Origin of the sequence: Aureimonas ureilytica, from assembly GCF_001475935.1 — a bacterium.
GTDB classification, from domain to species: Bacteria; Pseudomonadota; Alphaproteobacteria; order Rhizobiales; family Rhizobiaceae; genus Aureimonas; species Aureimonas ureilytica_A.
Window position 1 is genome coordinate 151,972 of sequence record NZ_LDQA01000015.1, and the last position, 16,139, is coordinate 168,110.

Genomic DNA, 16,139 nt, shown 5'->3' on the forward strand with positions numbered 1-16,139 from the left:
GCGGGTCAGAGGCCGGGTCGTTGGGACGCCGGCGCTCTGAAGCAACCGGTCACTCGGCGGCTTCTGCTTTCGGCATGACGGACACGTAGGTTCGGCCCTGGGCCTTCGCCTGGAAAACGACGGTGCCATTGCTGGTGGCGAAGAGCGTGTGGTCGCGGCCGATGCCGACATTGGTGCCCGGGTGCCAGCGCGTGCCGCGCTGACGCACGAGAATGTTGCCCGAAACGACGTTCTCGCCGCCGAACTTCTTCACGCCAAGGCGCTTGGACTCGGAATCGCGACCGTTGCGGGAAGAACCGCCAGCCTTTTTGTGTGCCATGGGAAGTCTCCTGAATTCGTCTGCCGCGACGGGGGACCGCTGGAAGCGATCACGCAACGCGCCGCGTTGGGTTCACATCTTGTCGTTCGGTGCCGCCGGCGCAAGCCCTCAAAGGACCGCAGCGGCAGCGCCGGGGATCGAGCCTCGACTTACGAGGCCGCGCCGGTGAGGATCTCGGAGATGCGCACCAGGGTCAGATCCTGACGGTGGCCGCGCGTGCGCTTGGAGTTCTGGCGACGGCGCTTCTTGAAGGAGATGACCTTCGGGCCGCGCGTCTGCTCGACGATCTCAGCGGTCACGCTGGCGCCGGCCACGAAGGGCGCGCCGATCGTGGTGTCGATCATCAGAACTTCGGTGAAGGAAATGGTGTCGCCGGCATTGCCCGGCAGACGCTCGATCTCGAATTCGTCGTTGGCGGCAACGCGGTACTGCTTGCCACCGGTCTTGATCACTGCAAACATGGTCAACCTTTCGGTCCGGCTCTCGGCGCTTCGAAGCGCCCGACCGTCTTCTTTTGGTTCTTGGGATGCCCCCGGGCGCGATAGGGGCGCACCTTGAGACGCGTGTGCCTTAACCGTCCTGCGGCTCTGCGTCAAGGTTACGCATCGCTTCGAGGCGCGGTCTGTCTCTCGCAGCGTGCGGCGGCGGCGGCGGCGAGAATCATCGGGCAGGACCGATTGCGTCGCAAAAACGCGAACACCCTTGCAAGAGAGCTCTTGGTGCCCGCTTCGCAGATGCCGCGCCACCTGAGAACCACATCCAAGTGGGTTCGCATGGCGTTTTGCGCCATCTCCCATGTGCTCAAGATGCGGCCGAACGGGGTACTTCCCTCAAAAGAGTGGCGCTTTCGCCCCAGCTCCCGCGACTCTTCAACAATTCAAGGCGACGGTTCGCACTATTGGTTGGGGGATGCCTTGACTTTGCGGCAGGGAAGTACAAAAAATCCCACCTAACAGAGAGTTAATGTTTCTCGATGAATTGTCCGCTTCGCGAAGGGGAACGCGGATATAGGGCTGAGAAGGTTGGGCCAGAGGCAAAGGATTGGTTCTTTTCCATCAGGAGAAGAAAGGTCTCGTCTTCCGTTACGGTAGGTCAGTTGGTCCGGCACACGTTCGTTCATGTGCGGGACGGTCGATAGATCACGTAAGTTGAGCTGACCGCCTCGTCGGCTCGGAACGCATTGCGCTGCCGCAAACGCAAGGTTTGTGCGCCAATACATCTATAAGATAGACATATAAGGACATCCATGGCGACCGTGAATACGATCACCGGCACTGCGGCCGGCGAAATCCTCAATGGAACAGCAGTGGCGGACCTGATCCAGGGTCTCGACGGCGACGACACCATTTCCGGTTTCGGCGGCGAGAACCTGCTGTACGGCGGCGCCGGTGCCGACTCCATTACCGGTGGCAACGACAATGACCTGCTCAACGGGGGCATCGGCATCGATCTGCTCTTCGGCGGCGGTGGCAACGATACGATCTACGGCGGCGCCGGCGACGACAAGATCTACGGCGGCGCAGGCGACGACATGCTCTATGGCGGCGCGGACAACGATCTGATCTACGGCGATGCCGGCAATGACATGCTGAACGGCGGCGAAGGCCAGGACACGCTCTACGGCGGCGACGGCAACGACACCGTGTTCGGTGGTCTCGGCAATGACGAGCTGCATGGCGGCCTGGGCGACGACAAGATCTACGGCGATGCCGGCAACGACACGCTTTATGGCGATGCGGGCAATGATGTGCTCGTGGGCGGCGACGGCGACGACAACCTTCAGGGCGGCCTCGGCAACGACATGCTGCAAGGCGATGCCGGCAATGACGTGCTCTTCGGCGGCTCGGGCAACGACACGGTGATCGGCGGGATCGGCAACGACACGCTGAACGGCGGTGCCGGCGACGACCTGCTTTCGGGCGGCGACGGCAACGACCAGCTCTACGGCAACGGCGACAACGACATCCTCTCGGGCGGCGCCGGAAACGACACGCTCGACGGCGGCGACGGCAACGACACGCTGTATGGCGATGCGGGCAATGACCGTTTGGTCGGCGGCGCCGGCAACGACGTGCTTCATGGCGGCATCGGCGATGACTTCCTCCAGGGCGATGCGGGCAACGACGTGCTGATCGGCGATGCCGGCAACGACACGATGCTGGGCGGCGCGGGCGACGACAAGCTGCAGGGCGGCGACGGCGACGACGTTCTCAATGGTGGCGAAGGCAACGACCAGCTCTTCGGCGACGCCGGCAACGATACGGTCAGCGGCGGCATCGGCGACGATCGGATCGAGGGCTATACGGGCGACGACAAGCTCTATGGCGATGCCGGCAACGACACGATCAGCGGCGGTCAGGGCAATGACAGCCTCTTCGGCGGTGATGGCAACGACCTCCTGAAGGGTGGCGCGGGCGACGATCTCCTGGTCGGCGGCGCGGGCAGCGACACGTTCGAATTCTCGGCCGGCTTCGGCAACGACCGCATCTCGGACTTCAACGCGAGCGAAGACACGATCGTCTTCCGCGCGGGCACCTTCGCGGACGCGGCCGATGTTCTGGCCAATGCCGAGCAGGTCGGCACTTCGGTGGTCATCACGCTCGACGCCAACGACACGCTGACGCTCACCGGCGTCAGCCTGTCCGATCTGTCGGCGTCGGACTTCACCTTCGTCGCCTGATACGAGACACGTGGGAAAACACTGAAAAGGCCGGGTGCGCGAGCGCCCGGCCTTTTCGTTTGAGCGCCCGGACGAGGCGGGGGCCGAGCGCCCCGTGTCGCCTTCGCGGGGCGAGGCGCTGAAAGGGGGACGCGATCTCTGTGCCGGGGGCCCATGAAAAACGCCGCCTCCCTTGCGGGACGGCGGCGTTCTGAAGCCCAGTCGCGTAAGACCGGCGGTCAGCTGTCCATCTTCAGCGCGGCGATGAAGGCCTCCTGAGGAATGTCCACCTTGCCGAACTGGCGCATCCGCTTCTTGCCCTCTTTCTGCTTGTCGAGGAGCTTGCGCTTGCGCGACGCGTCGCCGCCATAGCACTTGGCCGTCACGTCCTTGCGGAGCGCCGAGATGGTTTCGCGCGCGATCACCTTGCCGCCGATCGCCGCCTGAATCGGAATCTTGAACAGGTGGTTCGGGATCAGCTCCTTCAGCTTCTCGCACATGGCGCGGCCGCGCTTCTCGGCCTGCGTCCGATGCACCAGCATCGAGAGCGCGTCCACCGGCTCGGCATTGACGAGCACCGAAAGCTTCACGAGGTCGCCCTCGCGGTAGTCCGCGAGCTGGTAATCGAAGGACGCATAGCCCTTGGAAATCGACTTCAGGCGGTCGTAGAAGTCGAAGACGACCTCGTTCAGCGGCAGCTCGTAGGTCACCATGGCGCGCTTGCCGACATAGGACAGATCGACCTGAATGCCGCGCCGCTCCTGGCATAGCGTCAGGATATTGCCGAGATAGTCGTCCGGCGTCAGGATCGTCGCCTTGATCCAGGGCTCGAAGATCGATTCGATCTGCATCGTATCAGGCATGTCGGCCGGGTTATGCAGCGGGATCGTCGTGCCGTTGGTGAGCTTCAGGTCGTAAACGACCGAGGGCGCCGTCGCGATGAGGTCGAGGTCGAACTCACGGCTCAGACGCTCCTGGATGATCTCCAGGTGCAGCAGGCCGAGGAAGCCGCAGCGGAAGCCGAAACCGAGCGCGGCCGAGCTTTCCATCTCGAACGAGAAGCTCGCGTCGTTGAGGCGCAGCTTGCCCATGGCGGCGCGCAGGTCGTCGAACGCGGCGGCGTCGGTCGGGAACAGGCCGCAGAAAACCACGGGCTGGGCGGGCTGGAAGCCCGGCAGCATCTCGGCCGTCTGGCGCTTGTCCTCGGTGATCGTATCGCCGACGCGCGTATCGGCCACTTCCTTGATGGAGGCGGTGATGAAGCCGAGCTCGCCGGGGCCGAGCGAGTCCATGTTGACCATCTTGGGCGTGAAGACGCCGACCCGGTCCACCGGGTACTTGGCGTCCGTGCCCATCATGCGGATGACCTGGCCCTTCTTCAGCTCGCCGTCGATGATGCGCACGAGGACGACGACGCCGAGATAGGCGTCGTACCAGGAGTCCACCAGCATCGCTTTCAGCGGCGCCGATCGGTCGCCGGTCTTGGGGGCGGGCAGGCGCGTGACGATGGCTTCAAGCACGTCCTCGATGCCGATACCGGATTTCGCCGAGATCAGGACGGCCTCGGAGGAGTCGATGCCGATGACCTCCTCGATCTGCTCCTTCACCTTATCGGGCTCGGCCGCCGGCAGGTCGATCTTGTTGAGGACCGGCACGATCTCGAGATTGTTGTCGAGCGCCAGATAGACATTGGCGAGCGTCTGCGCCTCGACGCCTTGCGCGGCGTCCACCACCAGCAGCGCGCCCTCGCAGGCGGAGAGTGAGCGCGAGACCTCGTAGGCGAAATCGACGTGTCCCGGCGTGTCGATGAGGTTCAGGACATAGGTATGCCCATCCTTGGCGAGATAGGTGAGGCGCACGGTCTGCGCCTTGATGGTGATCCCGCGTTCCTTCTCGATGTCCATATTATCGAGAACCTGCTCCTTGCCGGCCATCTCGCGCGCGTCGAGACCGCCCGTCAGCTGGATCAGCCGATCGGCAAGGGTGGATTTGCCATGGTCGATATGGGCGACGATGGAGAAGTTGCGGATGCGGGAAAGAGGCGTCTGGCTCATGACGCCCGCATATATTGAATTTAAGCCGAAACCGGAAATGAAATCGCGTGGGCCGACATCACACGGTTTCGGCCGGCCTGTTTGACCCTGTAAAGCGCGCGGTCGGCGGCCTCCATGCTGTCGCAGAAGCTGGTGCCGGGGGAGACGTCCGCCAGGCCGATCGAGACAGTGGCCGGGATGAGGCCGCCGCGCCAGGGCGTCGGCGTTTCGGCAAAGAGCCGGCGCAGGTCTTCGGCGCGCTGGTCCGGGCTGCGGCCGCCTCGCTCACCCGCCAGCACCAGCACGAATTCCTCGCCGCCCGTGCGGGCCAGGAGGTCGCCCGGACCCAACTGGCGCCGGGCGAGCGCTGCGAAACGCTGCAGCACCTCGTCGCCGGCGGCATGGCCGAAGCGATCGTTGATCAGCTTGAAATGGTCGAGATCGACGGCCAGCACCGTGCGCCCGGCAAGGCGGCCGCCGCGCGCGAGCTGATATTCGAGCCCGGTGCGGTTCAGGGCGCCGGTCAAGCCGTCCTGAAGCGCCTGCGCCTCCAGCGCCCGGCGCGAGCGCTTCAACGTCACCGAAAAGAGCGAGACGACGAGAATGCTGCAGATCACCTGATCGGACAGAAGCAGGAACGTGGCGTTGTCGAAACGACCGGCCACCGAGTCGATGGCGGAGATCGCATAGACCGGGACATAGGCGAAGAGCGCAAGCCCGCAGGTGCGGCGAGGCAGGGAGCGGCGATCTTCGCCGCGTCGCAGCGTATAGAGCGAGGCTCCGCCGGCCATCAGCGTCAAAGCCAGAAACCCGAAGGCCGCGGCCAGATTGGCCGGCAGCGTCTCGATCACCAGAAGATGGGCCGGGAAGCTCATCAGAGGCAGCCACAAAAGGGGCGGCTTGAACGGTCGGCGGCCATCGAAGCTGCGCATCCCCATCCAAAGACATTGAATGGCCACGACGACGCCCAGAATCAGCAGGCTGACGATGCCGGGATAGGCGCGCGGTGCATAGGCGAACCCGGCGACGCAGATCGCGTTCACGAGAAGGCTGGCGGCCCAGAACAGGAAATGCCGTTCGCTTCGTTGAACGCTCCATGCGCCCAGGAACATGAGCCCATAGGTGGCGCTCAAAAGGGCATTGCAGACATGGAGCGTCGTGCTGTCGAGGGACACGGGGAGATACCGCCTGGGTTGAAAAACGATCTGCGGCACGCAATGGCTGCAACTGCAGATATTAAGCCCAGTACGGATTAATGGCCGGTCAACGATTCCTGAGGTGCCTATCTCAACGGAAGAAGATGGGGCGCAGCCGAACGCCCGCGACATTGCCGGCAAAGGCGGCGACCAGCCAGAGCCAACCATGGAGACTTCCAGACGAAATACCGGAAAAATAGGCTCCGATATTGCAGCCATAGGCAATGCGCGCACCATAGCCGAGCAGGAGGCCGCCGATCACCGCCGCGACCAAAGATCGCAAGGGAATCCGCAGGCTCGGCGCGAATCGCCCGGCCAGTCCTGCCGCCAGCATCGCCCCGGCGATGATGCCGAAATTCATCACCGAGGTGACGTCGGTGAACACGCTGCTCGAGAGCGCCTGCGCATTGGCCGGCGTCTGCCAATAGCTCCAGGAGGCCGGATCGAAGCCGAGAGCGGCGGCACCCTTGGCGCCCCAGAGCGCGAAGGCGGAGGTGATACCCCAGGGGCGGCCGGCGAGCGCGAGGGTGACGAAGTTCAGGAGCGCCAGAGCGATGGCGCCCGCCACCACCGGCCAGGGGCCGCGCGCGAAACGGGCGAACCCTTGCGTGGGCGAGGGAGCCTCGCGCTCCAGCGCGCCATGGCGGCGTCGCTCGACGAAAACAGTGATCGCGGCAATGGCGGCGAACAGTGCCAGCGACAGGGCGATGCCGCCGGCCGCGCCGAAGCTTTGCACCAGCGAAACGGGCGGGAGCGCGGGCAGCGACAGCCACCAGTCGAAATGGACGGTGCCGAGCACCGAGCCGATGACGAAGAACAGAAGCGTCACCAACATGCGCGCATTGCCGCCGCCCGCCGTGAAGAGCGTGCCGGAGGCGCAGCCGCCCCCCATCTGCATCCCGATGCCGAAGATGAAGGCGCCGAACACGACGCCGGTGGAGAGTGGCGCGAGCGAGCCCTTCACCGGCGTGCCGAACAGCGCGCCGGAGGCGAGAACCGGAAAGAACAGGAGAACGGCGAGCGCCAGCATCACCATCTGCGCGCGCAGGCCCCTGCCGCGCCCTTCCGCGATGAAGACGCGCCAGGCGGAGGTGAAGCCGAAGGAGGCATGGTAGAGAACGAGGCCGAGAGCGCCGCCCAGAAGAAACAGCGCGCCCTGTCTCGGACTGACGACAGCCCCGATCGCCCCCGTGCCGAGAAGGAGCGCGAGAGCCGCCAGAAGCGCCGGAGGCTGGATTTTCGGTGCGGGCAGGGCAGGAGCGGAGAGTGCGCGGCTCATGCCGGGCCTCCTTTGGGATAGGGTACGGATCGTTATTCGTAAGCTAAGCTTCCGGTTTCGACCCGGCAAAGAACGCCGTTCCAACATTCGATTGCAAATGGGTCGCGGTGATCGTCCATCAGAGTGACGGCGAAATCCTGTTCCGCAGGATGCGGGCGGGTGCATTCGCCCGCATCGATGCCGCTGGGTATAGCTCCGAGCGGCACGCTGGGGGCGGTGCTCGGCACGAGCGCTTCGACACGAGGACCATAGCGGGCCGGGCTGTGTAGGCTGGAGGTCGGGCCACCATCCTGGAGCCAATCCCTGAAGGCCGCGCGCCGATGCCCTCAATCCCTGCGGATGGCGAGGCAGCGGATTTCATCTGCGGAGAGTTCCCGCGTTTGGCCCTTGGCCAAGTCGCCGAGTTCGAGACTGCCGATCGCCACGCGCACGAGGCGCAACGTTTCCAGCCCGAAGGCGTCGAGAAGCCGGCGAATATGGCGGTTGCGCCCTTCGCCGAGCACGATCTCCAGCCAGGCCGTCTTGTCGCCCTGCCGCAAAAGGCGAACCGAAAGCGTGCCGAGCCATTCGCCGCGATCTTCCACGCCGCCCGCGATGCGCGTGAGAAGCGCCTCGTCGGGCAGGCCGTCCACCTGCACGTGATAGGTCTTGGGCGCGTGCTGGCCGGGGTCGAGAAGCGCCTGCGCGAAGGTCGTGTCGTTGGTGAAGAGAAGCAGCCCCTCGCTCGCCTTGTCGAGCCGGCCGACCGGCGAGACGTGGGGCAGGTCCAGCCCTTCGAGGCAGCGGAACACCGTGTCGCGGCCTTCCGGGTCGTCCCGCGTCGTCACGAGCCCGCGCGGCTTGTTGAGCATCAGCACGACGCGTCGCTCCGCCGAAACGGGGTGCCCGTCCACGGTCAGCCTCATCGTGGCGGCGTCGGTGCGGTGTTCGGGGTCGCGGATGACACGCCCGTCCACGCAGACGCGCCCCTCGCGCACCAGCGCCTCGCCCTGGCTGCGCGAGCAATAGCCGAGCTTGGATAGAACCCGCGCCAGCCCATGTCCGACCTTCGCCGCCGGTTTGGGCGGACGCGAGGAAACGGGCGAGGCAGCGTGGGGTGGGCGCGGGCGTTTCATGAGAGGCACGGGACGAGCGACATAGCGGCGTCGTAGCTCTTTGAGCGCTGCGGCACTAGCTCCGTCTCGGCTTCAACGTTCGCGGACGCGGCTCAACGTGCTTCCAGCGCTGGGTCCAAGCTGGAGGCGGAGTTTGCCAAAGCAGCCATCGTCAGGTCGCTTCGAACCCGGTTCTTCTGCTCGGCTACCATACCAGGAATCAGTATCGCATCGACAATCAGCCAGATGCCGACACCGATCATCACAAGCAGGCCAATGCCGATGACCGAGGTGATGATGCCGACCACGCTCAAACACAGCAGGGCGATGGCGCTACCGGTTCGACCCAAGTAGAAGCGATGGCCGCCAAATCCACCGAGAGCAAGCCATAGGATATAGGCGGTGCCCGTGGATTTGGCCTCGTTCGTGACCTTCTGCTCGATCAGGATTTGCTCTTGCGTCGAAAGCGCCATGTCGTTCCCCCAGAAATCGGCATGAGCCTCCCAACCCTCGGCACGAAGGGAGAGGATATGCGACCGATGAGGGGGTAACGTATCAGCACAACCCTAAAAAGAAATTCGTAAAGCCGAGCCTTAAACCTCCGCGCGGCGGCGCTCGGCTTCGGGCGGTTCGGGAGGCGCGGCGCCGTTCGGCTCGTCAGCGCTCAGGGCCAGAAGCGACTGGATGCGCTTGGCGAAGGCCTTGGGGCTTTCCGCCAGAAGACGCTCGCAGCGGCGGATGGCGCTGGCGCGCAGCTCGCTCTGATGCCGGTCGAGAAGCGCCAGAACCACGTCGAGATCGGCCCGCGCACCGAAGCTTTCGGGCTCGGCGGCCATTTCCGCACGCAGCACCGCATAGTCGTGATCGCGACCGAGCTCCTCGGCGGCCTGCTCGGCCTCCTCGCGCAACGGGGCCAGAGCCTCGGGCCAAGCCGGCTCCAGAAGCTTGAAATGCATGGAGAGATATTTGACGCGCTTGCGCAGATCGTGAAACGCCTCCGACTCGCCGGTCGAGAGCGCGACGTCGAGATCGGCGACGGCGCGCGCGTAATTGGCCCGAAGCCCCCGGCGCAGAATGGCGTCTTGCCGCTTGGCCGGCAGCCGGAACGCCTCGGCCGCGCCCTTGGCCTCTTCCAGTGCCGAGAGCGTCTGCGACAGATGATCGGTCCCGTCGCCCAAAGCCTCCTGCGCGGCCTCGCGCTTCAGCTCCAGCGCAGTGCGCACCACGGCGAAGGACTGCGTTTCCACCTCGTCGTGGAAGCGCTCCTGCAAGCCGTCCAGCGCCTCGATCAGCGCCGTGCGGTCGCGCACGCCCGAGAGATGGCGCGCGGCGTCGCGGTAGCGGACATTCTCGTTTCGCGCGAAAGCCGGCGCGCCCGTGCGCACCAGCCGCAACAAGCCGCGCAGCTTCTTGAGGCGCTTGCGCGCCTCGTGAATGCCCTCGTGCCGATCGCCTTCTTCGTCGGTCAGGTCGCGGATCGCCTTCTCGATCTGCTCGCCCGCGATGCGGCGCAGATTGGCGTCGAGAAGGTGGCGGGGATTGAAGCGATAGGCCATCGGGGTCTGCTCGTGCCCTTTTGTCGGTTGAGGTGGCGTCGGGGGAAGCGCGCGAGGGTGAAACGGGTTGCAAGGCGGGCCGCGTCAGCGGGGCGGCGGCCGCCCGGCCATGGCGAGCGCGGCATTGGTGTAGCGGCCGTCCTCCGTCACCTCCTCGCCCAGCCAGTCCGGCAGATCGACGGCGTGATCTTCCGCCGGCAGTTCGATCTCGGCCAGGACGAGCGGGGCGAGATCGCCGGAGAAACAGTCCACTTCCACCACCAGCGCGCCCAGCGGAACGCGAAAGCGGCGCTTGGCGATGAGCGAGCCGACGCGCACGGCCTCAAGCTCCCGCGCATCGGCCAGCGGAATCTCGTATTCATATTCGCCGCGCGTCATGCCCACGCCGCTCTTGATCGTCAGAAGGGCCTTCGCCTCGCCCTTGATGCGCGCGCGAACCGTCAACCCCTCGCGAATCGCCAGATAGAACTGGCGGATGTCGGTTCCCTCATCGGCCGCAGCGCGCCATCCGTCGCCGCTCAAGAGAAACTTGCGTTCGATCTCGGTTCCCATGGTGGGAGGATGGCGTATCCGCTGGGGAAGGGAAGAGGCTCGTGAGCGATTTCGTGCCTCTTTGACGCAGGCTCCGGCCTGTTATGAAGGGCGGGAACAGGGGAGGTTGCTATGCTGGACGGGACGCGAGACGGAGCCAAGGGCTTTTTGACAGACATGTTCGGCGCGGCGGTGCGGAGCGCCGATCCGCGCAGTGTTCTCGAAGGTTTCCTACCTGAGAAGCCGAAGGGGCGCTGCGTCGTGGTGGGCGCTGGCAAGGCGGCCGCCCTGATGGCGGCGGCTTTGGAGGACGCCTGGCCCGATGTCCCGCTCGAAGGCACGGTCGTCACGCGCTACGGCCACAGCGTGCCGACCCGGCGGATCGAGGTGCTGGAAGCGGCCCATCCCGTGCCGGATGCGGCGAGCGAACACGCCGCGCGGCGCATCCTCGCGCGCCTCCACGGGTTGACGCCGGACGATCTCGTCCTGGCACTGATCTCGGGCGGGGGCTCGGCGCTGCTCGCCCTGCCGGCGGACGGGCTGACGCTCGAGGATAAGATGATCGTGAACCGCCTGCTTCTCGCCTCGGGTGCCGGCATCAACGACATGAACCGCGTGCGCCGTCGCCTGTCGGCGATCAAGGGCGGGCGGCTGGCGCTGGCGGCGCGCCCGGCGCGCCTCGTGACGCTCGCGATCTCCGACGTACCGGGCGACGATCCGCGCGCCATCGCCTCAGGGCCGACCGTGTTCGACCCGGAAGCGGCCGACGATCTCGGCGACCTCGCGCGGCGTCTGGGGCCGGATCTGCCCGAGGGCGCGCGCCGGCCTCTGACGAGTCCGCAGCCGGCATCGGAACCCTTCGAAGCCGACTATCGCCTGATCGCGACCCCGCAGATGGCGCTGGAAGCGGCTGCCGCACACGCGCACAAAGCCGGCGTCACGCCGCTGCTCTTGGGTGATGCGCTGGAGGGCGAAGCGCGCGAGGCCGGCATCCTCATGGCCGGCATCGCGCGCTCGGTCCGCCGCCACGGTCACCCCGCGCCCGCCCCGCTTCTTCTTCTGTCGGGTGGTGAGACGACGGTGACGATCGGTGCCGGCAAACCCGGCCGGGGCGGGCGCAACACGGAGTTTCTCCTGTCGCTCGCCGTGGCGCTAAAGGGGGAAGCCGGCGTCTACGCGCTGGCCGGGGACACGGACGGGATCGACGGCACGGAGGACGCGGCGGGGGCCTTCGTCGCGCCCGACACGCTGGCGCGGGCTCACGGCATGGGGCTCGACCCGGCGGCGTTTCTTGCCGGCCATGACAGCTACACGCTGTTCGACCGGCTGGGCGATCTCCTGCGCACCGGCCCGACGCTGACCAATGTCAACGACATCCGGGCGATCCTGATCGCTTGAGAAGCCATCCGAAGTCCGGGGATCAATCAGCCGGCTGTGCTTAGGGCGCTACCGTCATTTCCGGGAACGGCCCGGCGGCGCGGCGATTGCTGGTGCGATCGTAACAGACGGGCCGGCACGGCTGCGCGGCCCGTTTCGACCGGAAAAGGACGTGACCCAAGATGGCCAAGCCCAAGACCCTCGAAGACGCTTTCTACGAGACCCTGAAGGACGTGTACTACGCCGAGAAGCAGTCGGTGCGCGCGCTCAAGAAGTCCGCCAAGTCGGCGCAGGCCGAGGAACTGCGCGAGGCCTTCGAGGCCCATGCCGAGGAAAGCCAGGGGCAGGTGGAGCGCTTGCAGCAGGTCTTCGAGATGATCGGCCGCAGCGCGCGCGCCAAGACCTGCGAGGCCATGCAGGGCCTGACCTCCGAGATGGAGGAGGATCTGGAGGATTTCGGCCAGACCGACGCCGCCGATCAGGTGCTGATCGGCTGTGCGCAGGCGATCGAGCATTACGAGATCGCGCGGTATGGCCTGCTCAAGACCTGGGCGACCAAGCTCGGCTATGACGACGCGGCCAAGCTTCTGGACGAGACGCTCCAGGAGGAAAAGGCGACCGACGAGAAACTGACGGCCATTGCCGACCAACTCGACTACGCCCGCTCGGAAGCCGCCTGATCCATCACGCTGCGTTCGAATGACAACCCGTCCGTTTTCCGAGAACGGGCGGGTTTTTTGTCGGGCTAACAATAGTTTGGCAACGTTTCGCGTCTCTTGAAAAGTATTGTTCTGAACCGGAACGGCGCGCTCCAGAATTTCTTCCTCTCTTGGAGATTTCATCCCAATCGAAGAGGACGAGAGCATGTTCTATACCGACGGAAAACTTCAGTTTCCGGTTCGAGTCGAACGGCCCAATCCGGTGTTCGCCAAGGCTCTGCAACAGGCGATCGGCGGCGTCGAAGGCGAGATTCGCGTCGCCATGCAATATATGTTTCAGGCCTTCGGCGCGCGTGGCCCGGCCAAGTATCGCGACATGCTGCTGAACACCGCGACCGAAGAACTCGGCCATATCGAGATGCTGGCGACAGCCGTCGCGCTCAATCTCGAAAAGGCCCCGCTGTCGATACAGGAGGACATCTCGGCCGATACGGCGGCGGGCGCCGTCCTGAACGGCATGGACATGCGCCATGTCCTCTCGGCTGGTCTCGCGGCTATGCCGGTGGACGCCAACGGCGTGCCTTTCGACATGTCGCATATCTACGCTTCGGGCAATCTGGCGGCCGACATGTATTCCAATGTCTGCGCGGAATCGACGGGCCGAGCGCTCGCGGTGCGGCTCTACAACATGACCGACGATACCGGCATGAAGGAGATGCTGGCCTTCATGATCGCGCGCGACACGATGCACCAGCAGCAATGGCTGGCCGCGCTGGAAGACATGGGCGGTGACGAAATGAACCTGCCGATCCCCAATTCCTTCCCGCAGGAGAAGGAAAACCAGACATACTCCTATGCCTATTTCGGCCACATGGTGGACGGCTCCATCCCGGAAGGCCGCTGGACGGCCGGCCCGTCGATGGACGGCAAGGGCGAGTTCACCGCCATGCGCTCCGAGCCCATGGGCGGCAAGCCGTCGCTCGCCCCCGCGCGGCCCGATGGCGGCGCGCAGGTGGCCCAGACCTCGAAATCGGGCACGACGGGCCTGCTTGGCAGCATCGAAGGCGCGATCGAGCGCAACATCTGATCTGGAGTGAATGAGAACGGCCGGCGAATCGGGACCGCCGGCCAAAGGACGGGGCGGGTCGAGGGATCAAACCTTCGGCTCGCCCTTTTCGCGTTGGAGGGAGGTCGCAAGAACGGTCAGCACTACGTCCGCGCCGAAGGCCGGATCGCGCTCGGGCAGGTGGATGCGGCGCACGGAAAGGCCGGCGATCGGCACGAAGGAGGGCTCGGGCAGGCGCTCCAGCGCCTCGCGACCAGAGAGGTCCACCACGAGCGCCACGCGCGCTTCGCCCGCGAAGGGCTGCTGGAGGATGCCGACGCCCCGGATTTCGATGAGGCCGGCGATGGCGGGCGGGGCGTGGCCGAACACATCCTCCCCGCGCGCTTCCACGAAGACCTGATCGTCCGCCACGAGCCTCGCATGGTGGCCGGCGGCCTCCGCCCGACGCAGGAGCGAGATGGCGAGCGAGGACTTGCCGCCGCCCGATGCGCCCCGGATCAGGATGCCGGCGCCGTCGATCACCACCAGCGTGGCGTGGAGATGGGCCGGCATCAGTCTTCGGCCGGAAGCGACACGGTGAAGCGCGCGCCCGCGAGCGTGCCGTCCGGCCGCGTCAGGTTCTCGGCCGAAATCTCGCCGCCATGCGCTTCGACGATCTGGCGCGAGATGGACAGGCCGAGGCCCGAATTCTGGCCGAAGGATTCGGCGCCCGGTCGGTCCGTGTAGAAGCGCTCGAAGATGCGGTCGATCTTCTCGGCCTGGATGCCCGGCCCATTGTCCTCGACCGTGGTGATGATGCGCCGGTTCTGGCGGCGCAGCCGAATGGTGATCTCACCGCCCGTTTCCGGCACGAAGGAGCGGGCATTGTCGATCAGATTGGTGAAAACCTGGCTGAGGCGCAGATCGTGCCCGGCGGTCTTGTAGCTCTTGCCCGGCGGCAGAGCCGCCACGTGATACTCGATCCGCGTGTCGCGCCCGGCCTTCAGATGCGCGCGCGCCCCGTCCACAACCGAGCCGATCAGCGGAGAGAGATCGACGCGCCCGGCGACTTCCCGCGCGAGTTCCGCGTCGAGCCGCGAAGCGTCGGCAATATCGGTGATGAGCCGGTCGAGGCGCTTCACATCGTGCTGGATCACGGCGAGCAGGCGCTCGCGCGAGTTCTCGTTGCGCGCCAGCGGCAGCGTCTCGACGGCCGAGCGCAGCGAGGTCAGCGGGTTCTTCAACTCGTGGCTGACATCGGCCGCGAAGCTCTCGATCGCGTCCATGCGGGCATAGAGCGCGTTGGTCATGTCGCGGATGGCGGAGGCGAGATGGCCGACCTCGTCGGCGCGGTCGCCGAAATCGGGGATCTCCTCGCGCGCGTTGACGCCCCGGCGCACGCGGATCGCGGCGGCCGACAAGCGGCGCAGCGGCGTCGCGATGGTGGAGGCAAGAAGGATCGACAGGACCACGGTGACGAGGGCCGCGACCGCGAAGGTGCGCACGATCGCCATGCGCTCGGCCTGCACGATCTTATCGATGTCGCCGCCCTGCGTGGACAGGAGCAGAACGCCGAGCACGGCGCGGAACCGCTGGATCGGGACGGCGACGGAGACGATCAACTCGCCATTCTCGGTGGAGCGCACGACCGTCGAGGGACCGCCCGTCAGGGCGCTCATGACCTCGGGATAGGTCGCGCCGGAGCCGCCCGGCGTTTCCTTGTAGATCGGCAGGTCGCCATGGCCGAACAGGCGGGCGGTGCGCGAGCCCAGCCATTCGAAAAAGTCCTCGTCCTCCTTTTCGACCGGCGGCAGGCTGTAGCGCAGGATCTGGCCGCGCGAGTAGAGATGGCGCGAGTCGAGAATGAGATTGGCGTCCCGGTCGTAGAGGCGGGCGCGGGTGCGCGTCGGCGAGATCAGGCGGCGCAGAAGCGGGGCCACGCGCTCCGGGTTGATCGGAAAATCGAGCGATTCCGACAGGTCGGGGTTGGGCTGAAGCGTCGAGCCCGCCTGCATTTCCAGAAGCCGCTCCGGGTCGAGCGTGATGGAATTGGTATCCACCGTGGCCGAGGAGGCGATGGCCCCGGCGATGATTTCGCCCTGCGTCAGCAGGCTTTCCACGCGCGCGTCGATCAGCCCGGCGCGGAACTGGTTGAGATAGAGAATGCCCGAAACGAGGACGATCAGCGCGACCAGATTGAGAAAGACGATGCGCCGCGTCAGCGACGAGAAGATGGAATGGCCGAGCAGCCAGCGCAGCCGGATCAGGCTGCGGCGCACGAAGGGCACGCGCCGCCAGCGCGGGCGCGACGAGGCGACCCGCCGCGCGGGCGGGCTCTCGTCCTGGGTGTCTGTCGTGCTGTCGGCCAAGAAGGCTCCCGCTACACTGTCG

Annotated in this window: 15 protein-coding genes; 4 read left to right on the plus strand and 11 right to left on the minus strand. The window is 65.9% G+C overall.

All coding sequences use genetic code 11. The features are described 5' to 3' along the window. Positions 1-49: 49 nt before the first annotated feature. Positions 50-319: a 50S ribosomal protein L27 gene (rpmA, locus tag NS365_RS06700; protein ID WP_058599489.1), complete on the minus strand. Its 270-nt coding sequence runs from the start codon at positions 317-319 to the stop codon at positions 50-52. Positions 320-468: 149 nt separating this feature from the next. Beyond that, a complete protein-coding gene (gene rplU, locus NS365_RS06705) occupies positions 469-780 on the minus strand; it encodes a 50S ribosomal protein L21 (RefSeq protein ID WP_082655748.1) in 312 nt (103 codons plus the stop codon). A gap of 785 nt (positions 781-1,565) precedes the next feature. Between rplU and NS365_RS06710 the strand changes: the two genes are divergently transcribed. Next, entirely contained in the window at positions 1,566-2,999 is a 1,434-nt protein-coding gene (locus NS365_RS06710) for a calcium-binding protein (RefSeq protein ID WP_058599490.1), read from the plus strand. A gap of 218 nt (positions 3,000-3,217) precedes the next feature. Here NS365_RS06710 and lepA read toward each other — a convergent pair whose 3' ends face one another. The 7 genes from lepA to NS365_RS06745 all read right to left on the minus strand — a co-directional run bounded on the left by lepA (position 3,218) and on the right by NS365_RS06745 (position 10,688). Continuing rightward, positions 3,218-5,032, minus strand: coding sequence for a translation elongation factor 4 (lepA, locus tag NS365_RS06715; RefSeq protein WP_058599491.1), 1,815 nt, complete (start codon positions 5,030-5,032; stop codon positions 3,218-3,220). Positions 5,033-5,052: 20 nt separating this feature from the next. After that, positions 5,053-6,186 carry a GGDEF domain-containing protein gene (locus NS365_RS06720; protein WP_058599492.1) on the minus strand — a complete coding sequence of 378 codons (1,134 nt, stop codon included), beginning with the start codon at positions 6,184-6,186 and terminating at the stop codon, positions 5,053-5,055. A gap of 112 nt (positions 6,187-6,298) precedes the next feature. Next, on the minus strand, positions 6,299-7,486 hold the full coding sequence (locus NS365_RS06725) for a YeeE/YedE family protein (RefSeq protein WP_058599493.1): 1,188 nt from the start codon (positions 7,484-7,486) through the stop codon (positions 6,299-6,301). Between the two features lie 326 nt (positions 7,487-7,812). Continuing rightward, positions 7,813-8,601, minus strand: coding sequence for a pseudouridine synthase (locus NS365_RS06730; RefSeq protein WP_058599494.1), 789 nt, complete (start codon positions 8,599-8,601; stop codon positions 7,813-7,815). 92 nt (positions 8,602-8,693) lie between these two features. Next, positions 8,694-9,053 carry a TM2 domain-containing protein gene (locus NS365_RS06735; RefSeq protein ID WP_058599495.1) on the minus strand — a complete coding sequence of 120 codons (360 nt, stop codon included), beginning with the start codon at positions 9,051-9,053 and terminating at the stop codon, positions 8,694-8,696. A gap of 120 nt (positions 9,054-9,173) precedes the next feature. Continuing rightward, positions 9,174-10,136 carry a CHAD domain-containing protein gene (locus NS365_RS06740; protein WP_058599496.1) on the minus strand — a complete coding sequence of 321 codons (963 nt, stop codon included), beginning with the start codon at positions 10,134-10,136 and terminating at the stop codon, positions 9,174-9,176. An 84-nt stretch (positions 10,137-10,220) separates the two neighbouring features. Beyond that, positions 10,221-10,688, minus strand: coding sequence for a CYTH domain-containing protein (locus NS365_RS06745; RefSeq protein WP_058599497.1), 468 nt, complete (start codon positions 10,686-10,688; stop codon positions 10,221-10,223). Positions 10,689-10,799: 111 nt separating this feature from the next. Between NS365_RS06745 and NS365_RS06750 the strand changes: the two genes are divergently transcribed. From NS365_RS06750 to NS365_RS06760, 3 genes are all read left to right on the plus strand, one after another. After that, complete coding sequence (locus NS365_RS06750) at positions 10,800-12,065, plus strand: glycerate kinase type-2 family protein (RefSeq protein ID WP_058599498.1); 1,266 nt, start codon at positions 10,800-10,802, stop codon at positions 12,063-12,065. A gap of 161 nt (positions 12,066-12,226) precedes the next feature. Continuing rightward, positions 12,227-12,724 carry a ferritin-like domain-containing protein gene (locus NS365_RS06755; RefSeq protein WP_058599499.1) on the plus strand — a complete coding sequence of 166 codons (498 nt, stop codon included), beginning with the start codon at positions 12,227-12,229 and terminating at the stop codon, positions 12,722-12,724. A 184-nt stretch (positions 12,725-12,908) separates the two neighbouring features. Beyond that, a complete protein-coding gene (locus NS365_RS06760; RefSeq protein WP_058599500.1) occupies positions 12,909-13,790 on the plus strand; it encodes a manganese catalase family protein in 882 nt (293 codons plus the stop codon). 66 nt (positions 13,791-13,856) lie between these two features. Here the strand turns inward: NS365_RS06760 and NS365_RS06765 are convergent, their stop codons facing one another. Continuing rightward, positions 13,857-14,321, minus strand: a complete 465-nt coding sequence (locus NS365_RS06765; protein WP_058599501.1) for an HPr kinase/phosphorylase — start codon at positions 14,319-14,321, stop codon at positions 13,857-13,859. Continuing rightward, complete coding sequence (locus NS365_RS06770; RefSeq protein WP_058599502.1) at positions 14,321-16,117, minus strand: sensor histidine kinase; 1,797 nt, start codon at positions 16,115-16,117, stop codon at positions 14,321-14,323. Before NS365_RS06770 ends, NS365_RS06765 begins: the two co-directional genes overlap by 1 nt. Positions 16,118-16,139 lie beyond the last annotated feature (22 nt).

Excerpts from the sequence above, each read along its gene's own strand:
- NS365_RS06740 (WP_058599496.1), bottom strand. The coding sequence starts at position 10,136 with ATGGCCTATCGCTTCAATCCCCGCCACCTTCTCGACGCCAATCTGCGC.
- NS365_RS06735 (WP_058599495.1), bottom strand. The coding sequence starts at position 9,053 with ATGGCGCTTTCGACGCAAGAGCAAATCCTGATCGAGCAGAAGGTCACG.
- NS365_RS06730 (WP_058599494.1), bottom strand. The coding sequence starts at position 8,601 with ATGAAACGCCCGCGCCCACCCCACGCTGCCTCGCCCGTTTCCTCGCGT.
- NS365_RS06765 (WP_058599501.1), bottom strand. The coding sequence starts at position 14,321 with ATGCCGGCCCATCTCCACGCCACGCTGGTGGTGATCGACGGCGCCGGC.
- lepA (WP_058599491.1), bottom strand. The coding sequence starts at position 5,032 with ATGAGCCAGACGCCTCTTTCCCGCATCCGCAACTTCTCCATCGTCGCC.
- NS365_RS06710 (WP_058599490.1), top strand. The coding sequence starts at position 1,566 with ATGGCGACCGTGAATACGATCACCGGCACTGCGGCCGGCGAAATCCTC.
- rplU (WP_082655748.1), bottom strand. The coding sequence starts at position 780 with ATGTTTGCAGTGATCAAGACCGGTGGCAAGCAGTACCGCGTTGCCGCC.
- NS365_RS06760 (WP_058599500.1), top strand. The coding sequence starts at position 12,909 with ATGTTCTATACCGACGGAAAACTTCAGTTTCCGGTTCGAGTCGAACGG.
- rpmA (WP_058599489.1), bottom strand. The coding sequence starts at position 319 with ATGGCACACAAAAAGGCTGGCGGTTCTTCCCGCAACGGTCGCGATTCC.
- NS365_RS06750 (WP_058599498.1), top strand. The coding sequence starts at position 10,800 with ATGCTGGACGGGACGCGAGACGGAGCCAAGGGCTTTTTGACAGACATG.
- NS365_RS06725 (WP_058599493.1), bottom strand. The coding sequence starts at position 7,486 with ATGAGCCGCGCACTCTCCGCTCCTGCCCTGCCCGCACCGAAAATCCAG.
- NS365_RS06745 (WP_058599497.1), bottom strand. The coding sequence starts at position 10,688 with ATGGGAACCGAGATCGAACGCAAGTTTCTCTTGAGCGGCGACGGATGG.
- NS365_RS06755 (WP_058599499.1), top strand. The coding sequence starts at position 12,227 with ATGGCCAAGCCCAAGACCCTCGAAGACGCTTTCTACGAGACCCTGAAG.